Source organism: Leptospira bandrabouensis (assembly GCF_004770905.1).
Lineage (GTDB): Bacteria > Spirochaetota > Leptospiria > Leptospirales > Leptospiraceae > Leptospira_A > Leptospira_A bandrabouensis.
In genome coordinates this window covers 1536810-1555000 of sequence record NZ_RQHT01000014.1, presented here as the reverse complement: position 1 = coordinate 1555000, position 18191 = coordinate 1536810, and the positions used below count along the sequence as shown (strand labels likewise).

At 37.2% G+C, this 18191-nt stretch carries 19 protein-coding genes; 8 read left to right on the top strand and 11 right to left on the bottom strand.

The window, feature by feature from the left end; genetic code table 11:
• Positions 1 to 273 precede the first annotated feature (273 nt).
• The 9 genes from EHR07_RS14500 to EHR07_RS14460 all read right to left on the bottom strand — a co-directional run bounded on the left by EHR07_RS14500 (position 274) and on the right by EHR07_RS14460 (position 8625).
• Complete coding sequence (locus EHR07_RS14500; RefSeq protein ID WP_135745716.1) at positions 274 to 741, bottom strand: GNAT family N-acetyltransferase; 468 nt, start codon at positions 739 to 741, stop codon at positions 274 to 276.
• A gap of 122 nt (positions 742 to 863) precedes the next feature.
• Positions 864 to 2507 carry a PEGA domain-containing protein gene (locus EHR07_RS14495; RefSeq protein WP_135745715.1) on the bottom strand — a complete coding sequence of 548 codons (1644 nt, stop codon included), beginning with the start codon at positions 2505 to 2507 and terminating at the stop codon, positions 864 to 866.
• On the bottom strand, positions 2497 to 3270 hold the full coding sequence (locus EHR07_RS14490) for an ABC transporter permease subunit (protein ID WP_135745714.1): 774 nt from the start codon (positions 3268 to 3270) through the stop codon (positions 2497 to 2499). The genes EHR07_RS14495 and EHR07_RS14490 overlap by 11 nt, the downstream gene beginning before the upstream one ends.
• Positions 3271 to 3272: 2 nt before the next feature.
• Positions 3273 to 4151 (bottom strand): ABC transporter permease subunit, encoded by an 879-nt coding sequence (locus tag EHR07_RS14485; protein WP_135745713.1) that lies wholly within the window; start codon positions 4149 to 4151, stop codon positions 3273 to 3275.
• Between the two features lie 4 nt (positions 4152 to 4155).
• The gene (locus EHR07_RS14480) at positions 4156 to 4617 is read right to left on the bottom strand and encodes a PTS sugar transporter subunit IIA (protein ID WP_135745712.1); all 462 of its coding nucleotides are present in this window, start codon (positions 4615 to 4617) and stop codon (positions 4156 to 4158) included.
• A gap of 34 nt (positions 4618 to 4651) precedes the next feature.
• The gene (locus EHR07_RS14475) at positions 4652 to 5542 is read right to left on the bottom strand and encodes a hypothetical protein (RefSeq protein ID WP_135745711.1); all 891 of its coding nucleotides are present in this window, start codon (positions 5540 to 5542) and stop codon (positions 4652 to 4654) included.
• Between the two features lie 13 nt (positions 5543 to 5555).
• Complete coding sequence (locus EHR07_RS14470; RefSeq protein WP_135746310.1) at positions 5556 to 6557, bottom strand: ATP-binding protein; 1002 nt, start codon at positions 6555 to 6557, stop codon at positions 5556 to 5558.
• Positions 6558 to 6725: 168 nt separating this feature from the next.
• Positions 6726 to 7004: a hypothetical protein gene (locus EHR07_RS14465; RefSeq protein ID WP_002973362.1), complete on the bottom strand. Its 279-nt coding sequence runs from the start codon at positions 7002 to 7004 to the stop codon at positions 6726 to 6728.
• A gap of 79 nt (positions 7005 to 7083) precedes the next feature.
• Positions 7084 to 8625 (bottom strand): cellulose synthase family protein, encoded by a 1542-nt coding sequence (locus tag EHR07_RS14460; RefSeq protein ID WP_167483376.1) that lies wholly within the window; start codon positions 8623 to 8625, stop codon positions 7084 to 7086.
• Positions 8626 to 8746: 121 nt separating this feature from the next.
• Between EHR07_RS14460 and EHR07_RS14455 the strand changes: the two genes are divergently transcribed.
• Positions 8747 to 10930: a hypothetical protein gene (locus tag EHR07_RS14455; RefSeq protein ID WP_135745709.1), complete on the top strand. Its 2184-nt coding sequence runs from the start codon at positions 8747 to 8749 to the stop codon at positions 10928 to 10930.
• A complete protein-coding gene (locus EHR07_RS14450; protein ID WP_135745708.1) occupies positions 10927 to 11667 on the top strand; it encodes a motility protein A in 741 nt (246 codons plus the stop codon). The genes EHR07_RS14455 and EHR07_RS14450 overlap by 4 nt, the downstream gene beginning before the upstream one ends.
• On the opposite strand, the gene EHR07_RS14445 is transcribed toward EHR07_RS14450, so the two are convergent.
• On the bottom strand, positions 11664 to 12659 hold the full coding sequence (locus tag EHR07_RS14445) for a class I SAM-dependent methyltransferase (RefSeq protein ID WP_135745707.1): 996 nt from the start codon (positions 12657 to 12659) through the stop codon (positions 11664 to 11666). The genes EHR07_RS14450 and EHR07_RS14445 overlap by 4 nt on opposite strands.
• A 210-nt stretch (positions 12660 to 12869) precedes the next feature.
• Between EHR07_RS14445 and EHR07_RS14440 the strand changes: the two genes are divergently transcribed.
• The 6 genes from EHR07_RS14440 (at position 12870) to EHR07_RS14415 (ending at position 17546) form a co-directional block, all read left to right on the top strand.
• The gene (locus EHR07_RS14440) at positions 12870 to 13283 is read left to right on the top strand and encodes a ribonuclease HI family protein (RefSeq protein ID WP_135745706.1); all 414 of its coding nucleotides are present in this window, start codon (positions 12870 to 12872) and stop codon (positions 13281 to 13283) included.
• A gap of 14 nt (positions 13284 to 13297) precedes the next feature.
• Positions 13298 to 13645, top strand: coding sequence for a hypothetical protein (locus tag EHR07_RS14435; protein WP_135746309.1), 348 nt, complete (start codon positions 13298 to 13300; stop codon positions 13643 to 13645).
• A gap of 32 nt (positions 13646 to 13677) precedes the next feature.
• Positions 13678 to 14100, top strand: a complete 423-nt coding sequence (locus EHR07_RS14430; protein WP_002986407.1) for a Fur family transcriptional regulator — start codon at positions 13678 to 13680, stop codon at positions 14098 to 14100.
• Positions 14091 to 15377: a CCA tRNA nucleotidyltransferase gene (locus EHR07_RS14425; protein ID WP_135745705.1), complete on the top strand. Its 1287-nt coding sequence runs from the start codon at positions 14091 to 14093 to the stop codon at positions 15375 to 15377. The genes EHR07_RS14430 and EHR07_RS14425 overlap by 10 nt, the downstream gene beginning before the upstream one ends.
• 179 nt (positions 15378 to 15556) lie before the next feature.
• Positions 15557 to 17071 carry an outer membrane beta-barrel protein gene (locus tag EHR07_RS14420; protein ID WP_135745704.1) on the top strand — a complete coding sequence of 505 codons (1515 nt, stop codon included), beginning with the start codon at positions 15557 to 15559 and terminating at the stop codon, positions 17069 to 17071.
• Between the two features lie 10 nt (positions 17072 to 17081).
• A complete protein-coding gene (locus EHR07_RS14415; protein ID WP_135746308.1) occupies positions 17082 to 17546 on the top strand; it encodes a hypothetical protein in 465 nt (154 codons plus the stop codon).
• A 122-nt stretch (positions 17547 to 17668) separates the two neighbouring features.
• Here the strand turns inward: EHR07_RS14415 and EHR07_RS14410 are convergent, their stop codons facing one another.
• A complete protein-coding gene (locus tag EHR07_RS14410; RefSeq protein WP_135745703.1) occupies positions 17669 to 18115 on the bottom strand; it encodes a hypothetical protein in 447 nt (148 codons plus the stop codon).
• Positions 18116 to 18191 lie beyond the last annotated feature (76 nt).

The following is an 18191-nucleotide window of genomic DNA, read 5'->3' as shown; positions in this document are numbered from 1 at the left end:
GGATGCGTTTTGTTCGATTGGGATTTGCATTATGCAAACATAGTGGCGGTATTGTTAGAAAGGCTTGTTGGTTGTTATTCTTTTTTACATGTATCTTGTGGGAAAGGTGAACTTAATCAGAAATTTTTTTCTGTAAGGCAAATCATAGTTGGAAGAAATGGGAGATCGTGATAGAAGGGAGTCATTGGGTGGCGGGTGGATTACCCCTCCCAGTTCGATCAGGGCGGGGAAAGTCTACTTTCTTATACCCCACATTAAATTGCATTTAACCTTTCACAATTCTTTCTTCATTACCGTCACACTTCTCTGGCCATAGACAACAGTTTCAACCTCACTCCAACCAAGACGGTTGTATAAGGGAACAGCCGTATCAGAAAACAAATAAACTTCCCGAATGCCCCGAACCTCAGCGACTCCTTCAATATACTGACAAAGCTCTGCACCTATACCTTGATGCCGGAAATCTGGTATTGTATATACCAAACCTAACCAGTGTTTGTGTTCTTTAAATCGTGGTTCCTTTTCTAAAAGGCCAACATGATGATATATACCGCCAGTTGCCACTGCCACATCACCCTGCATAACAATGACTTGGAACTGAGAATCGTCCGAAGTGATTGATCCCAGTTTTAACAATGTTTTTTCGATAGGGATTTTCCATTCATCAAAATACCAATCAGCAATCAGGTGAAACATTTCAAATTCATTCGGCAATAAAACTCGGAAGGTCAAACAGTCCATCACAATCAATGAATCTCCAAAACAAACAAAAAGATTATAAAAATAGAATCATCGCCAAACACAACTTAAGGAGAAAAGAGATGCTGAAACTAAGAAAAAAATAATTTATATCAGTATTTTTTTCAGTAACGCATATTAAACTGCATATAACTATATCCTTCGCGTGCATTCTGCCCATAACTTACTGCAGACGGATTTAAGGGCAAATAGCCAAACTCCACAGTTTCTTCATCAAGACCTAAAATGTAAAAAGTAGCTACCGATACAAGCATTAGTCCCATCATAATTACCATAGGGCCAGCCACTAATTGACGATCTTTTCGATTCTCCATAGGAAGAGTTCCTGCAACTCGCTTTAAGTTTTTACCTTTTGATTCGGCATCATCGATGATAGAGTTCTGAACTCCATACCAAAAGAAAAACTCATTTGGATTATTCCCATAAAAAGAAGAAATAGCACCTGCATTTACAAGAGTCACTTGGGACCTAGCTGCAGAATATGCTTGCCTTGATGCATAATTCAAATATACATAACTTGCGTAAAACAAAAGAGAACCATACAAAGAATAGGTGGCAAAATCTTTATATGTATGATCCAAAAACACATTCTGTTTATTCTTATAATAAACTTCTGTATTACCTTCTCTCATTTCTACATTGAAATTCACTTCTTCATTGTCCACTGCGTCGACGGCTCGAAAGCTATCAATATAACCTTCCTTCGAGATTCGCAATCGATTCAAACCCGAAGGAATGGGAATATGATGCAAAGGAGTTTTCCCTAGATATTGAATTCCTAAGTAAACATCCGATTCCACATTGGAAGTAACCGATATAAAAGAATTACTTAATTTCAAAGAGAGTTTAACTTCGAACTGAAAGATTTTACCTTTTTCTAACTGAACATCTTGTTTGTAAGGATGAAACCCTTCCTTGAAAACAAATAAGGATCTTTTTCCAACGGGAAACTTTTTTCCAGTTAAAGGTGTTTTTCCTAAATAAATTCCATCTAAATAAACAAGTGCACCTTCTTCTCCTGAAGCAGAGACTTCAACAGAAGTTGTGTCTTTACCTTGTAATTTTTCTCGAATCGATTCTCCCAGTGGGCCCATTTCTTGGTAAGCACGTGTTAAGGAAGTTTTATGTTCAAAAGGAATTGTTTTTCCTTCAAAGTCATCATATAAAAAAACTTTAGTGACAAGTTCTGAATCTTTAACTTCGAAAGATCCAGTAATCATGTAATCACAATTTAATTTTGTGGCCAAACCAAAAGATTCATCGGGTTTAGGAGGTTTTCTATCCCAGAGTTGCCTAATTGTAACCTTTACATAACGCGGATCTTTCTCAGGAGCCAGTTGTTTTTTACCAGATCGCAAATCCTGCAGATCTTTCTCATCATTGATTTCTCTCTTTTTTCTTTTCACATTTGGAGACTCTGCATCTATCCTTTCTTGCAGAGTTGATGTAGGAGCCTCACCAAACGAATGATAAATTATATTTGCCTTTGGGTATTCCACATAGGTATATTCTAAACTGCGAAGTTCCGAAAGTAAAACAGAAGGAATTCCTTTAGAGAGATATTCCTTGGTGGGATCTGAACTTGTAGCAGCAAATGAAAACAAACACAGATTCCGAGAGGATTCATAAGTCACACTTCCTTTGTAACTTTGTTTCGGAAAATTATAATAATCATCAATCGAATACAATGGTAGAACATTGCATACAAGACCAAGGATGATGAGTAATGCGGAAATTTTATGTTTCATTCTTTTTCTGGTTAGATCCCAAAGAATACACCAAAGTTAAAATGGCAACGATCGGAAGCAAAACGGAAACGGGTGACTTATCAAAATAATCTTTCGAAAATGAGATCTGTTCCCCGAGTCCAGGACCTGTTTCGCCTATTGATGTTTGGATTCCTAAATAGGAAAACAAAGCAGTAGTCATTACTACCCCTGGTAATCCGGAAAAAAACAAAAATCCGAACATATCACGAAGAGCAGGAAGATAATGCAAAAAAATAAGTTGGTAAGGTTTGGCACCCATACAAAGGGATGCCGATAAATACGAACTTTGTTTGATTTCGCGAATCTTTGCAGTAAGCGTTTCATATGACAATGCACAATCTGAAACCAAGATAGCAATAAAAATTGCAAATGGATTGTCAGGCAACAAACTAATCACAACCAAAGCAGACAGAAGAGAAGGAATCGCAAGGGATACAGAAACAATCCCAGAAAGAATCCAATCCGATTTTTTAGGAAAGAATAACGAAAACGCAGACAAAACAAAAGAAACAATGATCGTTAAAATGCGAGCAGGCACTACAAGCACAATGGTGGATAAAGATCCATAACAAAACAGAGCTAAGTTGTCACGACCCAATCGATCCGTGCCAGCAAAAAATCCCTTTGAAAACATTGGTAAATTATTATTTGTCAAATCTACATTTGTAGGTGCGGACAGAAGTATCACACCACCAAGAACCAAACAAAAAAAAGAAAATCTTATCAAGGTATGAATTTTCATCTTCAAACCCCACCGGAAAAAAATCGCTGAAGGTAAAAACCTATCCTGTTCAGAACATAAAATAAAATCCCTGAATACATCAGTAACGTTGCTAATAACTTTGTATCCATTGATTTAATCGAATAGTATAATGTTTTTCCAATTCCAGGAAAAAAGAAAATTTCTTCTACCACCATGGCGCCCGACAACAAAGATCCAAAATCCAGGACAAGAAGAATGAGTGCAACAGGAAGGACTTTTAAAAAAATCTCCTTACCGACGATATGGCTCCAAGGATAGGAACGAGTCTGCAACAACTGAACGTATTTCGAATCTGCCTCCTTTCGAATTTCAGGCAATAAATACAAAGACATTCTTGCATATATTCTTGAACCCAATGCTATACCCGGCAACACAACATAATACGTATTACCCGGTTCATACCCACCAGGAGGAAAAACCTCCAATCGATAGAAAAACACAATTAACAAAAGAATGGCGACGATAAAGATAGGAGTAGATAAAATTAGGTTAGCACTAAACGAAACTAGGTCGTAGAAAAGACGAGAACGAAAGTAAGTGGCACAAAGTGAAAGTCCAAACGCAAAAATGGATCCAAATAGTAGACTAAAGATCGCTAAATGAAAGGTAGAAAGAAAACGATTGGCAATATGAGAATATACTTCCTCACCATTTTCAGTTTTGCCTCCCGATTCAAAAATTAAAGATTTCCAAAACTGAAGGTAGGTAGACAAAAAATCCTTTTCTTGTGTGGCAGTGGCCGTCATCCCAACATCAGCATACAAATATGATTTATCTTTTGTGTGAAACTCTGATACAAAACTACTGATGCAGGATAACAGTAACAAAAAATAAAGAAAACGGAAAACTTCCGACTTCACTGGATTAACTTTTCGAAAGGAATGCCTTTTGGATTTCTTCGAAATTCTTGGCTTTAATGAGTTTCTCTCGTTCTTCTGGGATATTGAGAGTTTTTGCAATTAGTGCCAATGTCTTAATATGATCTTGAAACTTATTTTTAGGAACAATGAGCATGATAAATATTTGCACTAAACCATGATCCAAAGCATCAAAGTCGATACCTTGAGGTGCAATTGCCATAGCACATTTTAATTCATTTAAATAGTGAACAGAACAATGAGGAATCGCGACACCACTACCAATGCCAGTTGACATAGATTTTTCTCTGTTCATTAAAGAAGAAACAGTTTCCTCTTCATGGACAGGATCTAACGATTGTGTGGCGACCATATGAGATATCATCTTTCGAATCGCATCTTCTTTTGTAGAAGCTTTGAAATCAAAAATGATATTTTTAGGGTCCAGAATCTCCAGAAGTTGATTCATACGGTTAACTTACTCCCACCTTTTCAAGATCGACTTATTTTCCAAGAAAAACCCTGACAAAGAGGCCTTCTAACAGAAAAAAAACAACCAATACCAAAACAGCACTGAGTCCCATTTTACCCAAAAAAAACGAGATGGGAAGTAAAATGACAAAACTAAGTAAGGAAACATAGTAGGATCCGTAAAAATTCCGTCCCGGACTCAAATGCAAAAAGAATGTAAGGGAAGCAAAAGAGAGAATCCAGTTAAAGTTAAGTTGGCCTGAGCCAATCCCCCAAACTGAAAACAATAAAATCCAACCCAAAAAAAAGCCAAGTAAAACTGTCCTTCGAAAGGCAACCCATGCGATTCCTACCAAAGCAAAAATTCCCAAAGTATCGAAGAATGATAAAAAAGTAAGTCCATGGAATGGTTGAACAGAAAACAAAGGTAAGGTCATTGGAAGCAGTGAAGACTCGAAAGGAATTCCTGTCCAAGAAACAAGTTCAACTGGGGTTCGAAAAGAATAACCAAGTAAGGAAAATACACTATCCCAGATTAAAACAAAAAGAAGAACTAAAGTAAAAATCGGTACTCTTAAAGAATACTGCTGACTTAGAAGGTAATGAACCACCAAAGCAAATACGAATGCAACAGGTAACAACACAGGATGTAACCAAGTCACTGGCAAAATCAAAAAAACAATCAACAATTGAGAAAGTAAACCAAGCCAATACGGAGACTGGTTTGCACGAATACAAAGTCCTAAATACAAAAGTGTAATGAAAGATCCAACGGCTATTGGTAAAAATGGAATTGGGAAAACATGGGCAAGTGCAAAACCAAGAAATCCCATCAAGGTTAGAAAATAAAAGAAATCCGCAAAGATCTCAGAAGATTTAATTCCCCAACTATTTTCAGAAAGAATATAAAGGTTCTTTAACATAATTTAACGATGGTTAAACCAAAACTCCTTCAATTCTTTTTCGAATATCAATTCCAGAAGGACAATAAACTGTACAAATTCCGCAGGATATACAAAGACTCTTTTCAAACTCTTCAGTTTTTCCTTTGATGAGTTGCACTGGGTTTGCATGAGTTGGACAATAATTATTACACTCCATACAATCAATACAGCTGAATTCTTTCCTAGATGCAGGAAGTTTCTCATAAAGTGTAATAGAATAATGTTCGTATATATTGAAATATCCTAATGAAGTTACATCCAGAGGTTTTACTTCTTCGAACACAGTTTCAAAGGAAGCAATTTTATAACGTTTGTCTAAGTTGGCAGGAATGAAAGCTAACGATTGACCATTTGTCAAAAAGAACCGTCTAGGTTCCACATCCATTCGACCTTTTCTATCCACCAAAAAAACAGCTAAATGCCTTTTGGTAAAAGGTTCATTATAATATAACTTTCTTAAAATATGAAATATTGTTTCTCCACCTAAAAATAATACTTCGTGATTCACCAAAGACTTTCTAGTTTGAAACACTGGCTCGTGGAATTGTCTGTGTAAAAAATACTCAGGTATTCCATCTGGATGTTCAAAATCTAAAGATGGTACTTTAAAAAAATTGGATATCTCTGCTTTAGGAAAAATGATTTGTAAAAGTTCAAAAAATGCCTGGTAAGCAACTTTCATATCACGCAGGATCATCTCTTCAAAATTGAGATGTTGGTATCTGCAAAATGGTGATAATACAATTTTAAAAGTAGAATCTTTACTGAATTTTTGAAAGTAATCCTTTAAAGGTGTTTCCAACAAATCCAAGGAGTATAACGCACCTTCGTCAAAGGATTCTAAAAGTGTAGGGAGATCATATTGTCGAAATTGGTAAGGCGAAGTAGTCGACCAAGAACCATCTTGTTTGATCTGAAAAAACTTTTGGTCTGCAGTAAGACTTGCCACTCCATTCACTGGAGCAAGCACCTTCTTTCCGTTATGTGCAAGCATAACTTGACCATGAACCACACGTGTGGGATAGGAATCAGAGAGAACGCTGCCCGCAGGAACGGGGATCAGGAATTGACCCTGAATCGTCCGTTCTTTTTTATTTTCAGTTTTGTGAAGTTTGCGAGCGAAGGCGCGAGGTAACCTGGGGAACAACACGCCAATAATAATTTAGACGGCTTTCACCATGTAGATTTCGTCTTTGATAGGGAGTTCTTTTTTCAAGTTCTTGATATAAGGTAGAATCTCTCCCATTTCTTCATAATACTCGCAGTTGGTTTGCATACGACGAGCTACAGTGAAGTATTTATAAAGTTTTTCTTCACCGGAACGTTTTGACCATTTCTTCTTGTTACATTTGACTCGAAGAATGTATTTATCTTGCTCCGATTCGTATTGGCGAACGACAACACAATGCAAACAGTTCGCGCAGTAGACTTTTTCACTCATGGATGACCCCTGAACCTAGGTTGAATTTACAGCTTTTTGGAAGGAAAGGTTTCGTCAAGTAAGTACCATCGCTCTTTCCTTAAGCGACGGCACGAAGTTCCTTTTCTGCTTTGGTCGCTGGTTTAAATTTCCAAAACGACTCTGCAACAGAGAGGTAAGAGACATAGAAAAATCCAATGGAATAGAGAACCATAAAACCGATCATGTATGGTTTTCCGACCATGAAGGATAAATAAATGCAAAATACACAATAAGCTCCCATAAAGAATTCGAGGAAAGCTCGGTAATCGACAGGAACCACGTATTTGATTTTGTCCTGTAAACTATCCCCTTCTTTTTCAATTCGGAGTTTCGGAGTTCGTTTGAACCCGGATTGGATGCCAAAAACAGCTTCTACCCAAGCATAGGTATTCATAACTGCAATTCCCGTTCCAATCATCACAAGGATAGGAAGGTAAACCAATTTGGATTTCCAGTTTTTGTGGATTTCTCTTTGGGAATAAGCATAAAAAATCACGGGTCCCATAGAGCCAACGGAAAGAACCGCGGCGGATCCAAATAGAATTTCCATAGGGAGGTCATCCATCTTAAACCCTGCCCAATATTCCATAAGTAGGAGAGGAGCTGTGAGAAGGATATTGATGATCATGAGAGGATGAACAGAATAATTAATTAAATGGGTGATTGCTTCCCCTTTGATTTTCCAAGACTCCTTGGACTTCCAAATGCGTGGAATGAGTTTCACTGCAGTTTGGATGGAACCTTTACACCAACGAAATTGTTGCGCTTTGTATGCGTTCATAGTCGCAGGAATCTCTGCTTTACAAACTACATCTTTGATGTAACGGAACTTCCAACCTTTGAGTTCGGCACGGTAAGAAAGATCGAAGTCTTCTGTGAGTGTATCATGTTCCCATCCACCGGCATCTTCAATACAAGAACGTCTCCAGATTCCGGCGGTTCCATTGAAGTTCATCCAGAGGCTTGCACCGTTTCTTGCGACTTGTTCGATCATAAAGTGACCGTCGATTCCAAAACTTTGCGCTTTGGTTAAAATATTATAAGTTTCGTTGATATGGCCCCAGCGAGTTTGAACCATTCCGATGGATTCGTCATCAAAGTAACCCATGGTGCGGAGAAGAAAATCCGAATCAGGAGTGAAATCAGCATCAAAGATGGCAATATAATCGCCTTTAGCTTTTGCCATTCCCTCATCCAAAGCACCGGCCTTGTGTCCTTTTCGATTGGTTCTATGGACGTGTTCGATCCAAATTCCTTTTTTCTTGTACTGAGAAACAAGATTTGCCACCTTTTCAATGGTTTCATCTGTGGAATCATCAAGGACTTGGATTTGTAGTTTTTTTGCTGGGTATTCTAAGTTACAGGCTGATTCGATCAATCGATCTACCACATAAAACTCGTTAAAAATTGGTAATTGAACCGTTACCGTTGGAAGGTTTTTATCCTTAATCGATAACAACTTGGTTTCATCTTCCGCACAGTTTTGTTTGTATCTGCTATACAAAAAAACCATGAGGTAAGTGTGTAACCCGAAGTAGAACAAAACCAAAATGTCAAAGCCGTATAGAACCAAAAACGATATAGATAAAAACGTGAGCATAGTTATAGTCAAAATCGGCATAAGGGTCCATTTGGTCAAACATTTTGTGCACCGCCAAATAAAATTAGATTTTCTTTAGTTTGCGAATGAGGGCTATCAAACATCTTTGGTAGCAAATTCTATGGATTCTCAATGGAAACGTTTCTGGGAAACCGGCCTCTTCCCTTCACTGGAGTTTAGTCTTAGCCTTTCCATCGGTTACGCACTCTCTCTGTTTTTTTATGTAGCCGGGTCTGAACTAGCTCTTATCGATCGCACGGACACTGCGTATCCTGTATTACAGATTCTACTTGTGATCTCATTTTCGGCAGGATTTATTTATAGGAAATACAAACAGACGTTACCTGCTGGATTAGCGATTGCACTGTTAGTTGCTGCAGTCATACAGATTTTTTGGTTTTTTAGAGCCAATTCTGCAGAGTTTCTGATCGATTATATTTTTTCTTTTGAATTTGTTTTGCTCAGCGGTATTTTATCCGCCTTCTCTGTAGGAATTTATGGCGGCTCCTTACGTGATTTCCGTTTTTTAAGTTTTGCACTTGGTGTGACAGTATTTACTTTTTATTCGTTGTTCGAACCAAACCAAAACTATTCCATGAAAGTTTTGTTAGGTGTATTATACATTTTTTTATCTTTCTATTTTATAAGTACTTTTGTACAACGAAGCCCCTATTCTAGCAAGTTTTACAAAATTCGCTCGAAGATCGGCAAACACCCATTATTTGCACCTTTTTACAGATCTGCACTTTCTTTACTTATCTCTTACTGTATTTTACATATTTATTTTCAACCTGGACCAAAAATTCCACTGATCCTCTCTATTTCTTTTTCTGTGATTTTCGGTAGAGTATTGTCTTTACTTGGCGGTTTAAAAAAAGAAACAAAAGCAGTATTTTTTATTGGAAGAGTTGCACTCCTATTTGCTTTTTTCTTTTTTATTTATCAAACCTATTGGAGTTCTTTTTTTATCGCACTATGTATCATTACCGGCTCCATAGTTGGCTTTTTCAAACCGAACAAAACTCCATACAAAGAATATCTTTTTATAGGATTGGAAACAAGTATCTATCTAGGCCTTTCTTTTTTATTATACTTTTGGAATTTACCAACGGGATTACGAACTATATTAACGTTGTTATTTGTTCCTGTTTTGATTTATCCATACTTGATGCAAAAACACATCATTCGGACTCCAAGATTATTGATGTTGGTTATTGCAACGTTCATTGTATTAATTTTCTTTTCTCCACCGACAATACGAACCAATTCTCCGTTTTCCAAAAAAGAAATCTTTGATCCTATTCCGTTTGCAACAACCAACATTGCGTTTAATGAAGAAGATTTTATATTTTATAAATCTGTTTTACCATTTAAATCAAACCCCTTTCTACCGAAACGTTCTGAAATCAAAGGCAAAACTGTTGTTTTAGGGCTTAGCTCCAACCAATCACAGATCATTTCTTATATTGAAAGGTTGAGCCAAGAACAACACCCCTTTATGATTCTAACAACTCGCAATAAATCCAATCAGTTTCACCATATCAATGCTCTCTCCCTTTTAAATAGGAAGTCATACTGGAATTTCGATATTTATTACCCAAGTTATATGGAATCCAAAATTGGATTTGCCTCAACACTTCCAAACGATTGGAAACTAAAGTATTTTAACGAAAAATTAGATAATTCAACAGCTCCGGAAGTTGTCACTGTTTTAGATTCAGTATTAAAGTATTCTTCTGGTGATTTACGAAAGGATGCACTTGAAATTAAACATCTTTACTATGAATCTTTTTCTGAATACGCAAGATTCTATCACAACATAAAACAAAACAAACTTGCGTTAGACTCCATTGCCATTGCAAGAAAATTTGAACCACCGAAACCAGACTTATTACGTATAGCTTTTAATAGCTTAAAATTCACAACGCCAGAGTCAGAATATATTCCTATCCTCGAAGACCTGAGTTCTGATCCAGAATTTCAAGAATTTGCATGGAACTCATTAATTCCTATGTTTGAATCATTGAGAGATTGGAATCGTGCTCTAATTACAATGAGCGCACTGGAAAAATATTATAGGTCCAGAAATCAAATTGAACAAGCAAACGAATTAGAGTTAGCGCGCGTTCGACTATTCATCAACCAAGAAAACTGGAAAGAAGTAGAACCCTTAATCTCAGTTAGAATACGAGAAAACCCAGATTCAGTAATTTGGGAGAGACTAAAGAACGAAGTTATAGAAAAAAAAGATTCACTTAGAAGGTTGAGTGTTCGACCTGATGTGAGAGAGGCAAGAATTCAATGATCCATTCAACACTACTCGGAATCCTAGCTGCCGTTTTATCGGTATTTGTTGCTATTTTAATAGAAGGTGCTTCCTTAAGGTCTTTTTTTCATCTCCCTGCAATGCTACTGATCGTAGGTGGTACGTTAGGTGCTACGTTTGCATCCTATTCCATTTCCCAAGTAACGAAAGCAGTAAGGGACACACGTTTTGCTCTTTCAAGAAAAAAAGAAAGGGATTTAAAGTTAATATTTTTTCGTTTTTGGGAAAAAGCTAGAAAAGATGGATTATTATCTTTAGAAGATGAAGCCAAAAAATTAGAAAACCCTTTTTTACAAAAAGGGATTCAATTGATTGTGGATGGATCAGATCCAAGGACGATTGAAGAAATTCTATGGGAAGCACATGAAGAAGAAGAAAAGAATGGTTTAAAATCAGCGAAAGTTTTTGAAACTGCCGCAGGTTTTTCACCTACAGTCGGTATCATTGGAACCGTACTCGGCCTTGTTACGGTTCTTGAAAATTTAGATGGAGGCACAAAAGTTCTGGGGCAAGGAATTGCTACAGCCTTCATCGCCACATTTTATGGGATCTCGTTTGCAAACTTAATATTACTCCCTATTTCGAACCAACTCAAAGTTGTCGCCAAACGAGAGAGTAACGAAAGACAGGCGATCATGCGAGGAATCTTGTCTTTGCAGTCTGGTGAAAATCGAAGAATCCTAGCAGAACGGATTGATCCCTTTGTAAAATATTAATTTTTTACGGCTGGATCAGGTTTGATGCGGAATAACTGATGGATTTTTTCATCCCGAAAATCTGCAGGAATTGATTCTTTGGAACGATTGATACAAAGGAAACCTCGTTCCCTCCACTCCTCGTCAGCAACTTCCATTTTGAATTTTCTAAAATTGGTAGAGAACCAAATTTCTCCATTTTCAGTAAGAAATTTTGTTAAAAGTAATAAAAGAAGATTTCTATGTTTTGTTTGTACATCCCATTCCTCTCGCATTTTTTTACTATTGGAGAAGGTGGGAGGATCCAAGAAAATTAAATCATAACGCTCTCTATTAGGGTTTTTAGTTTCCTCTTCGATCCATTGCAAAATATCTGCATTTATAATTTGGTGATTAGAAGATTGGAAGCCATTGTGTTCTAAATTTTTCAATGCCCAATCGCAGTAAGTTTTCGAGAGGTCGACACTTTTTGTTTTTTTTGCACCACCTGACGCTGCGTAGACGGAAAATGCACCTGTGTATGAAAATAAATTCAATACAGATTTATCTTTTGAGGCTTTTCTTAACCAATCTCTCGTGATACGGTGATCCAAAAAAAGTCCCGTATCTAAATAATCAGATAAATTAATTCTAAATTCTAAATTAGATTCATTGACCCACTCATAATTTCCTTCAATGGCCAATTTGTCATATTGATCTAATCCTTTTTGTTTTTTCCTTCTTTTTAAATACAATTGGTCTTCTGTGATTTGAAATACGTCTCTCACAATCGCGGCAATTCGATCAAAACGTTCATCATGCCCATCCTCCAGTTGAAAGCGAACAGAACTTTTATCATATAACACGAACCCGTTCGGGTAGCGATCTAATATGCAAGAAACTTGTGGAATGTCTTCAGAATAAACGCGGTAACATGTAATCGATTCTCGTTTTGCCCACTTTTCGCGTTCCTTCTTCAATTTACGAAGGCGGTTTTCAAACATGGTGAGGGCACCCAATCCCCGTTCGGTCATATAATTCCTTTTTTAGGGGAGGTTGGGATTTTTAGGTAGATGTCCCCGCCCTATCTGGACTGGGTGGGGTTATCCACCCGCCACCCAATACGCTCCGTTTACCACGGAGTCGGAAAAAAGTCCTTCATAATTCAAAATCTAAAAGTTTTTTTTATGATTAGTTCAGGTTTTTGATTGGTGAAGATTGAGTTCACAAAAAGACTGTTGGCTATGTCGTCAAAAGATACAACCTTCATTTACTGTGACGGTAGTTCCCGTGGAAATCCAGGCCCTGCTGCGATCGGGGTTTCGTTTCAAAACAATGATGGAATCGAATTTTTTTTCCTGTCGGAAAAAATTGGAAATGCAACGAACAATGTTGCAGAATGGCAAGCATTGTTCCGAGGAATGGAAGAAGCAATCAAACAGAATTTACAAAAGATTAAATTCCGATTAGATTCTGAACTTGTCGTCAAACAAATGAAAGGCGAATATAAAGTTAAAAACAAAGATCTACTTGTGTTTAAAAATAAATGCGATTCCTTAAAATCATCGTTTCAAAATTTTGAAATTCAATACATTCCGCGCGAACAAAATACGAGAGCTGACCAACTAGCCAACTTGGCACAGGATTCTAAGATTTGATTTTTCGAATTTGGATGGCGACTTTTTTAGTCGTTTCGATAACCACCTCTTTAACTCAGTGCAAAAAATCCGCCACTCGTCAATTAGATGAATTATTAGAATCACAATCTTCCTTCGTATCAGCAACTTTCTGCGAAAAAAACAAAAACCAACTGGTAGATCGTAAAGACGATTGTGACCAAGTCACGAAATCCGCTAAAGAAGAAATCGATTCCATCCTCAATCGTAAATTGGATTTGGGAATAGCCCCTGTCATTGTGGATAAAACAAAGGGTAAGGAAATTGAGGAGTTCTTACAAATCCATACTCAAATGGGAATTCGGTATTGGGAAATCTGGAAAGCAAACGTGATTTTAGAATAGACAATCTCCCCCCACCACAGGATAAACAAATCATGGCAGGCGATCCTTCTCAAATACTAAAAAAAATCGGACTGAAAGTAACGAAAAATCGTGAACAAGTTTTGTCCATTCTTCAAGGATCCCCAAGGCCCCTCAATCACCAAGAAATCATGGAAAAACTTCCAAAAGAAGAATCCTGGGATCGAGTCACCATCTATAGAGCCTTATCTGATTTGGAAGAAAAAAATCTGTTGAATTCCTTACATTCAACAGATCGAGTCACCTATTTTGAGTTAAAGTCGGACGGGAATCACGTAGTATCAGCGGCACATGGACATTTGATTTGTAACGTTTGTGGAAAAATCGAATGTATTGATGATCCTTGGAATGGAATTCCATCCGCAAAACACTTGAAAGGTTTTTCTACAGAATCGGTCGAAATTGTGTTCAGAGGCAAATGTAGAAATTGCCAATAGATTTACGTTCCCTAATTCCTACAAAATTTCTTAATCACTTAGTGCAAATTGATTCTGCTCTGAAAGGAGAAGGCTTTGAATGTTACCTTGTCGGAGGTTCAGTTCGCGATCTTGTCATGGGTAAAGCTCCCAAAGAATACGATTTAACAACTAACGCCGAACCGAAACAAGTAAAACGTTTATTTAGAACTGTGATAGACACAGGAATAAAACACGGTACAGTAACGGTTGTTTTAGATAGAACCAACTACGAAATTACTACCTATCGCATTGATAAAGATTATACTGATGGTAGGAGACCAGATAATGTAGAATTTGGTACAACATTGTCAGAAGATTTAAAACGTAGAGATTTTACAATGAATGCTTTGGCATTCGATATTTCTACAGGAATTCTTGTTGATGAACATTTTGGACAAAAAGATATCCAAGAACGGACAATTCGTACCATCGGGGACCCAATCCAACGTTTTTCAGAAGATGGCTTACGTCCTATTCGAGCATTAAGATTTGCAAGTACGTTAGATTTTGTAATCGAACCAGAAACGAAAAATGCGATTCAAAAAACTAAGCACATTACAAAAAAAATATCATTAGAGAGATTCCAGGACGAAGTACTCAAATCTTTTTCCGGACCCCATCCATCTCGCATGATACAGTTGTTAGTTGACGAAAACATCTTTCAAATTTTCCTCACTAACCTGCCGCAGATACTAACCGCAAATTATCATGTCTTAGAAAAGTTAGACAAAACTTCGAAAGAACTAATTGGTTTACAGTTAGCGTTTTCATTTTTTGCAATATTAGAAAAAATCTCCTTAAAGGAGTTGGAATCAATCCTTCGGACTTTAAAATTTTCTGGTCAAAATATAAAAGACTGTCTTTTGTTCTTTGAATTAATAGCCAAGTGGGAAAACACAGAAAAGACAAAAAAAGATGATGAATTTATTCTGAAAAAAGAATTCCTTGCGCCCGTTAAACGACACTTTCAAACAAGGTTTCCTATCACCCCAGAATTCATTTTAAAGCTTAAACCTATTTTTGGTGACACCGTGAAACATTTTGTCCAAATTTGGGAAGAAGGACCTCCCCTTCTCCTCACGGACATGAAATTGAATGGTAATCATTTATCGGAAACCTACCCTGATCTGGCAAAAACCAAGTACGGAGTCATTTTAAACCAACTCCTAGAACTTGTCCTACGCTCGCCTAAAGAAAATGAATATTCAAGACTATTGTTACACTCTGCCCAATTTATAAGCAACCTGACCAAATAATTTCATATTTTTTAAAAATCTGGAATTCCTATTGTTCCTTAATTAATCAAAAACTTATTTTTTTTCCCCAAGAACCCATTCAAATACAGTGTTTCTCTTTTTTTCTTCCTATGACCTAAGGCAACCTCGCCAACCTGGTACACAACTTGCACAACAAGTTCACATAGGAGAAATGGCAAATGAGAAATAAATACACTCTGTTGGCGACGATTGTTGCTACCTTATTTTCCCAGGCTTCCCTTTTTGCTCAGGATAAAAAGGAAAAGGATAAGTCTTGGTATGAGTTGGTAAATTTTTCCGGATATGTGGACGTATATTATAACTATACTACAAATAACCGGCAAGGGGCTACCCAAGATACAGCGGGAACATTCCACACTTACAACAAGCAGTTTGCTGTGAATGCAGTAAAACTTTCTATGGAGAAGTTGGCGGATAAAGAAAGTCCATGGGGTTTCCGTTTAGACATGCAAAACGGACAAAACAACATGTATCAAGAGCGTCCGTACCAAACAACTAACTCTCTTCATAATATGCAGTTGTTACAACAAGCTTATGTTTCAGCATACTTCCCTGTTTTCAAAGGGTTGACAGTTGACGTAGGTAAAATGGCAACACATATCGGATTGGAACTTCTTGACTCAAAGGATAACATCGCTTACACGATTGGTTATGTGTTCTTTAACACAATCCCATTTATCCATACAGGTGCGAGGGCAAACCTCCAAATCAACGATAGACTATCAACTGGTCTTTATCTTTACAACAGTGCCCAAGGAACTGGCTACACTGGAAACGGCCAACAATTTGGTTACAATGGATTATCGCCTTACGGGGATGCAGCGGGTGGATCTAGTTTAACTAGCACTTCACAACATGCTTATGCTGATGGTCCAAACCCTACCAGAGCGATTGGAACTCAAGTGAAGTATGATGTTGTGCCAGATAAGTTTCAAGTTGTATGGAACACATTGCAAGCTAATGATAACATCAAAGGCAGACAAAACAATTCTTTATACTATCTTGAACAATCTACCGGAACATCGTTTCCTAAACAATCATCGTTCCATGCTGACCACTGGATGATTCAAAACTTAATTTTGATCTTCAAACCAACTGATAAATTAACAACGATCTTTGACTATACTTATGGTGAAAGAACTGGTCAAACTAACACAGCGGCGTATGGTTACGAAGCAGGTGGAGTTACTAAAACTAAGTTAGATACAGCAATGCCAGGACTTGTTCCTGATTTAGATCCAGGATTAGTTGCTGCTGGTCTCACAAAAGACACAAACCTAAGCCGAGAAAACAAAATCAAAAGAGTTTACCAAACTTACCAATTACAAGCTAAATATCAGTTCACAAACTTCTTTGCACTTGGTTTCCGTTTTGAGTATCTTGATGACAAACGTTACGGTGGATCACTCGTAGTAAACCCACCTCTATTTGCGGTAACTCCTGCAGACAGATATGACCTTAAATTCCAAGATTCTATTGGAACAAGAGCAGTTAGTAACTATGGACAAATCAAAACTCTAACTTTCACACCTACTTTTGACCTAACAGAAAACCTACAAGTTAAAGTAGACTTAAGAAGAGATTGGGGTCCTGGTCAACAATTCGTAGACACTTCCGGAAGACCGGCTTCATACCAAAACGGTATTATTGTCGGTATGGTAGCTAAATTCTAAGGAGAAAATGATGAAAATGAACAACAAATCCTTTAAATCTGGTTTAGTAGGAATCTCTTTGGTTCTCCTTATGACAGCAAACTTTGTTAGCTGCTCAGAATCTGGTTCCAAAAAAGAAGATAACCCAACGGCACTACTTTACTTGGTAAACAATGCGGTGATCGACTCAGAGGTTAAAGCTAATTGTGTTGCTGCTTATACTGCAGCGAACTCATGTGTAGGTGGAAAAGAATACTTTAACGCTGGCACAGGTTGCGCCTCAACAAAGTTGGAAGGAAAAACAACTGAACAACTGAAAGCATTAAAAGAGTGCGTTCTTTCTAAAGTAAATGATCCAATTCAACCATGTAGCTTACCACAGTTCACTTATGGCCTTGCGCAACAAGCCCTTGCTGGTGCTTTTTCCGCTTGTAACAAAAAGTATACTACAACGGCAGGCGTTGAAGTAGACTTAAAAGATTACTTAGTATACTAGTAAACACTGAAGTCAGGAGAGATTATCTCCTGACTAATTTTACCCTTTCTCTGTAAACTCTAACAAAACCTAAACTGAAATAAAACAATGCCAAAGTTACAAGGACAAATCAATAACTAATGTTATGGCTTTCTATAATCTACTTTTTCAACAAAAGAACGTCGAAATATAACGGTGATTTCTCTATCCGGAAGCGATTCACTGTCATACTTACTGATAGGACGTTTATATACCCAATATTCTCTATCACCACCACGTTTAATCTCGTCTGGATCACCAATGTATTCTCTAACAAAATTACCATTTTTCCCAGGTAATGTGTCTTTGATATCCTTTCGAAGTTTCATCCCAGCTAATTGTTCTTTCGTTAGCTGTGCTAATGTCGCTTCGCGTTGTTGTTCTTCAGACTGAATTTCTTTTGCTGAGCTTGACATGAATTCGCGACACTTTACTTCATCTTTGAAAGTTTTCATGCAATTTTCAAAAAGGCTTTCCTGGTTTTTAACTTCCAAAGTGCGAGCACAGGAAATTACGGTTAACAAACATACAAGTATCAGGGATTTTTTCATAAACCCTCCGTTCAATACTCTATAAAATTAAATGATCGATTTATTGAAAATCAATTATCGTTAGAAACTATATCGA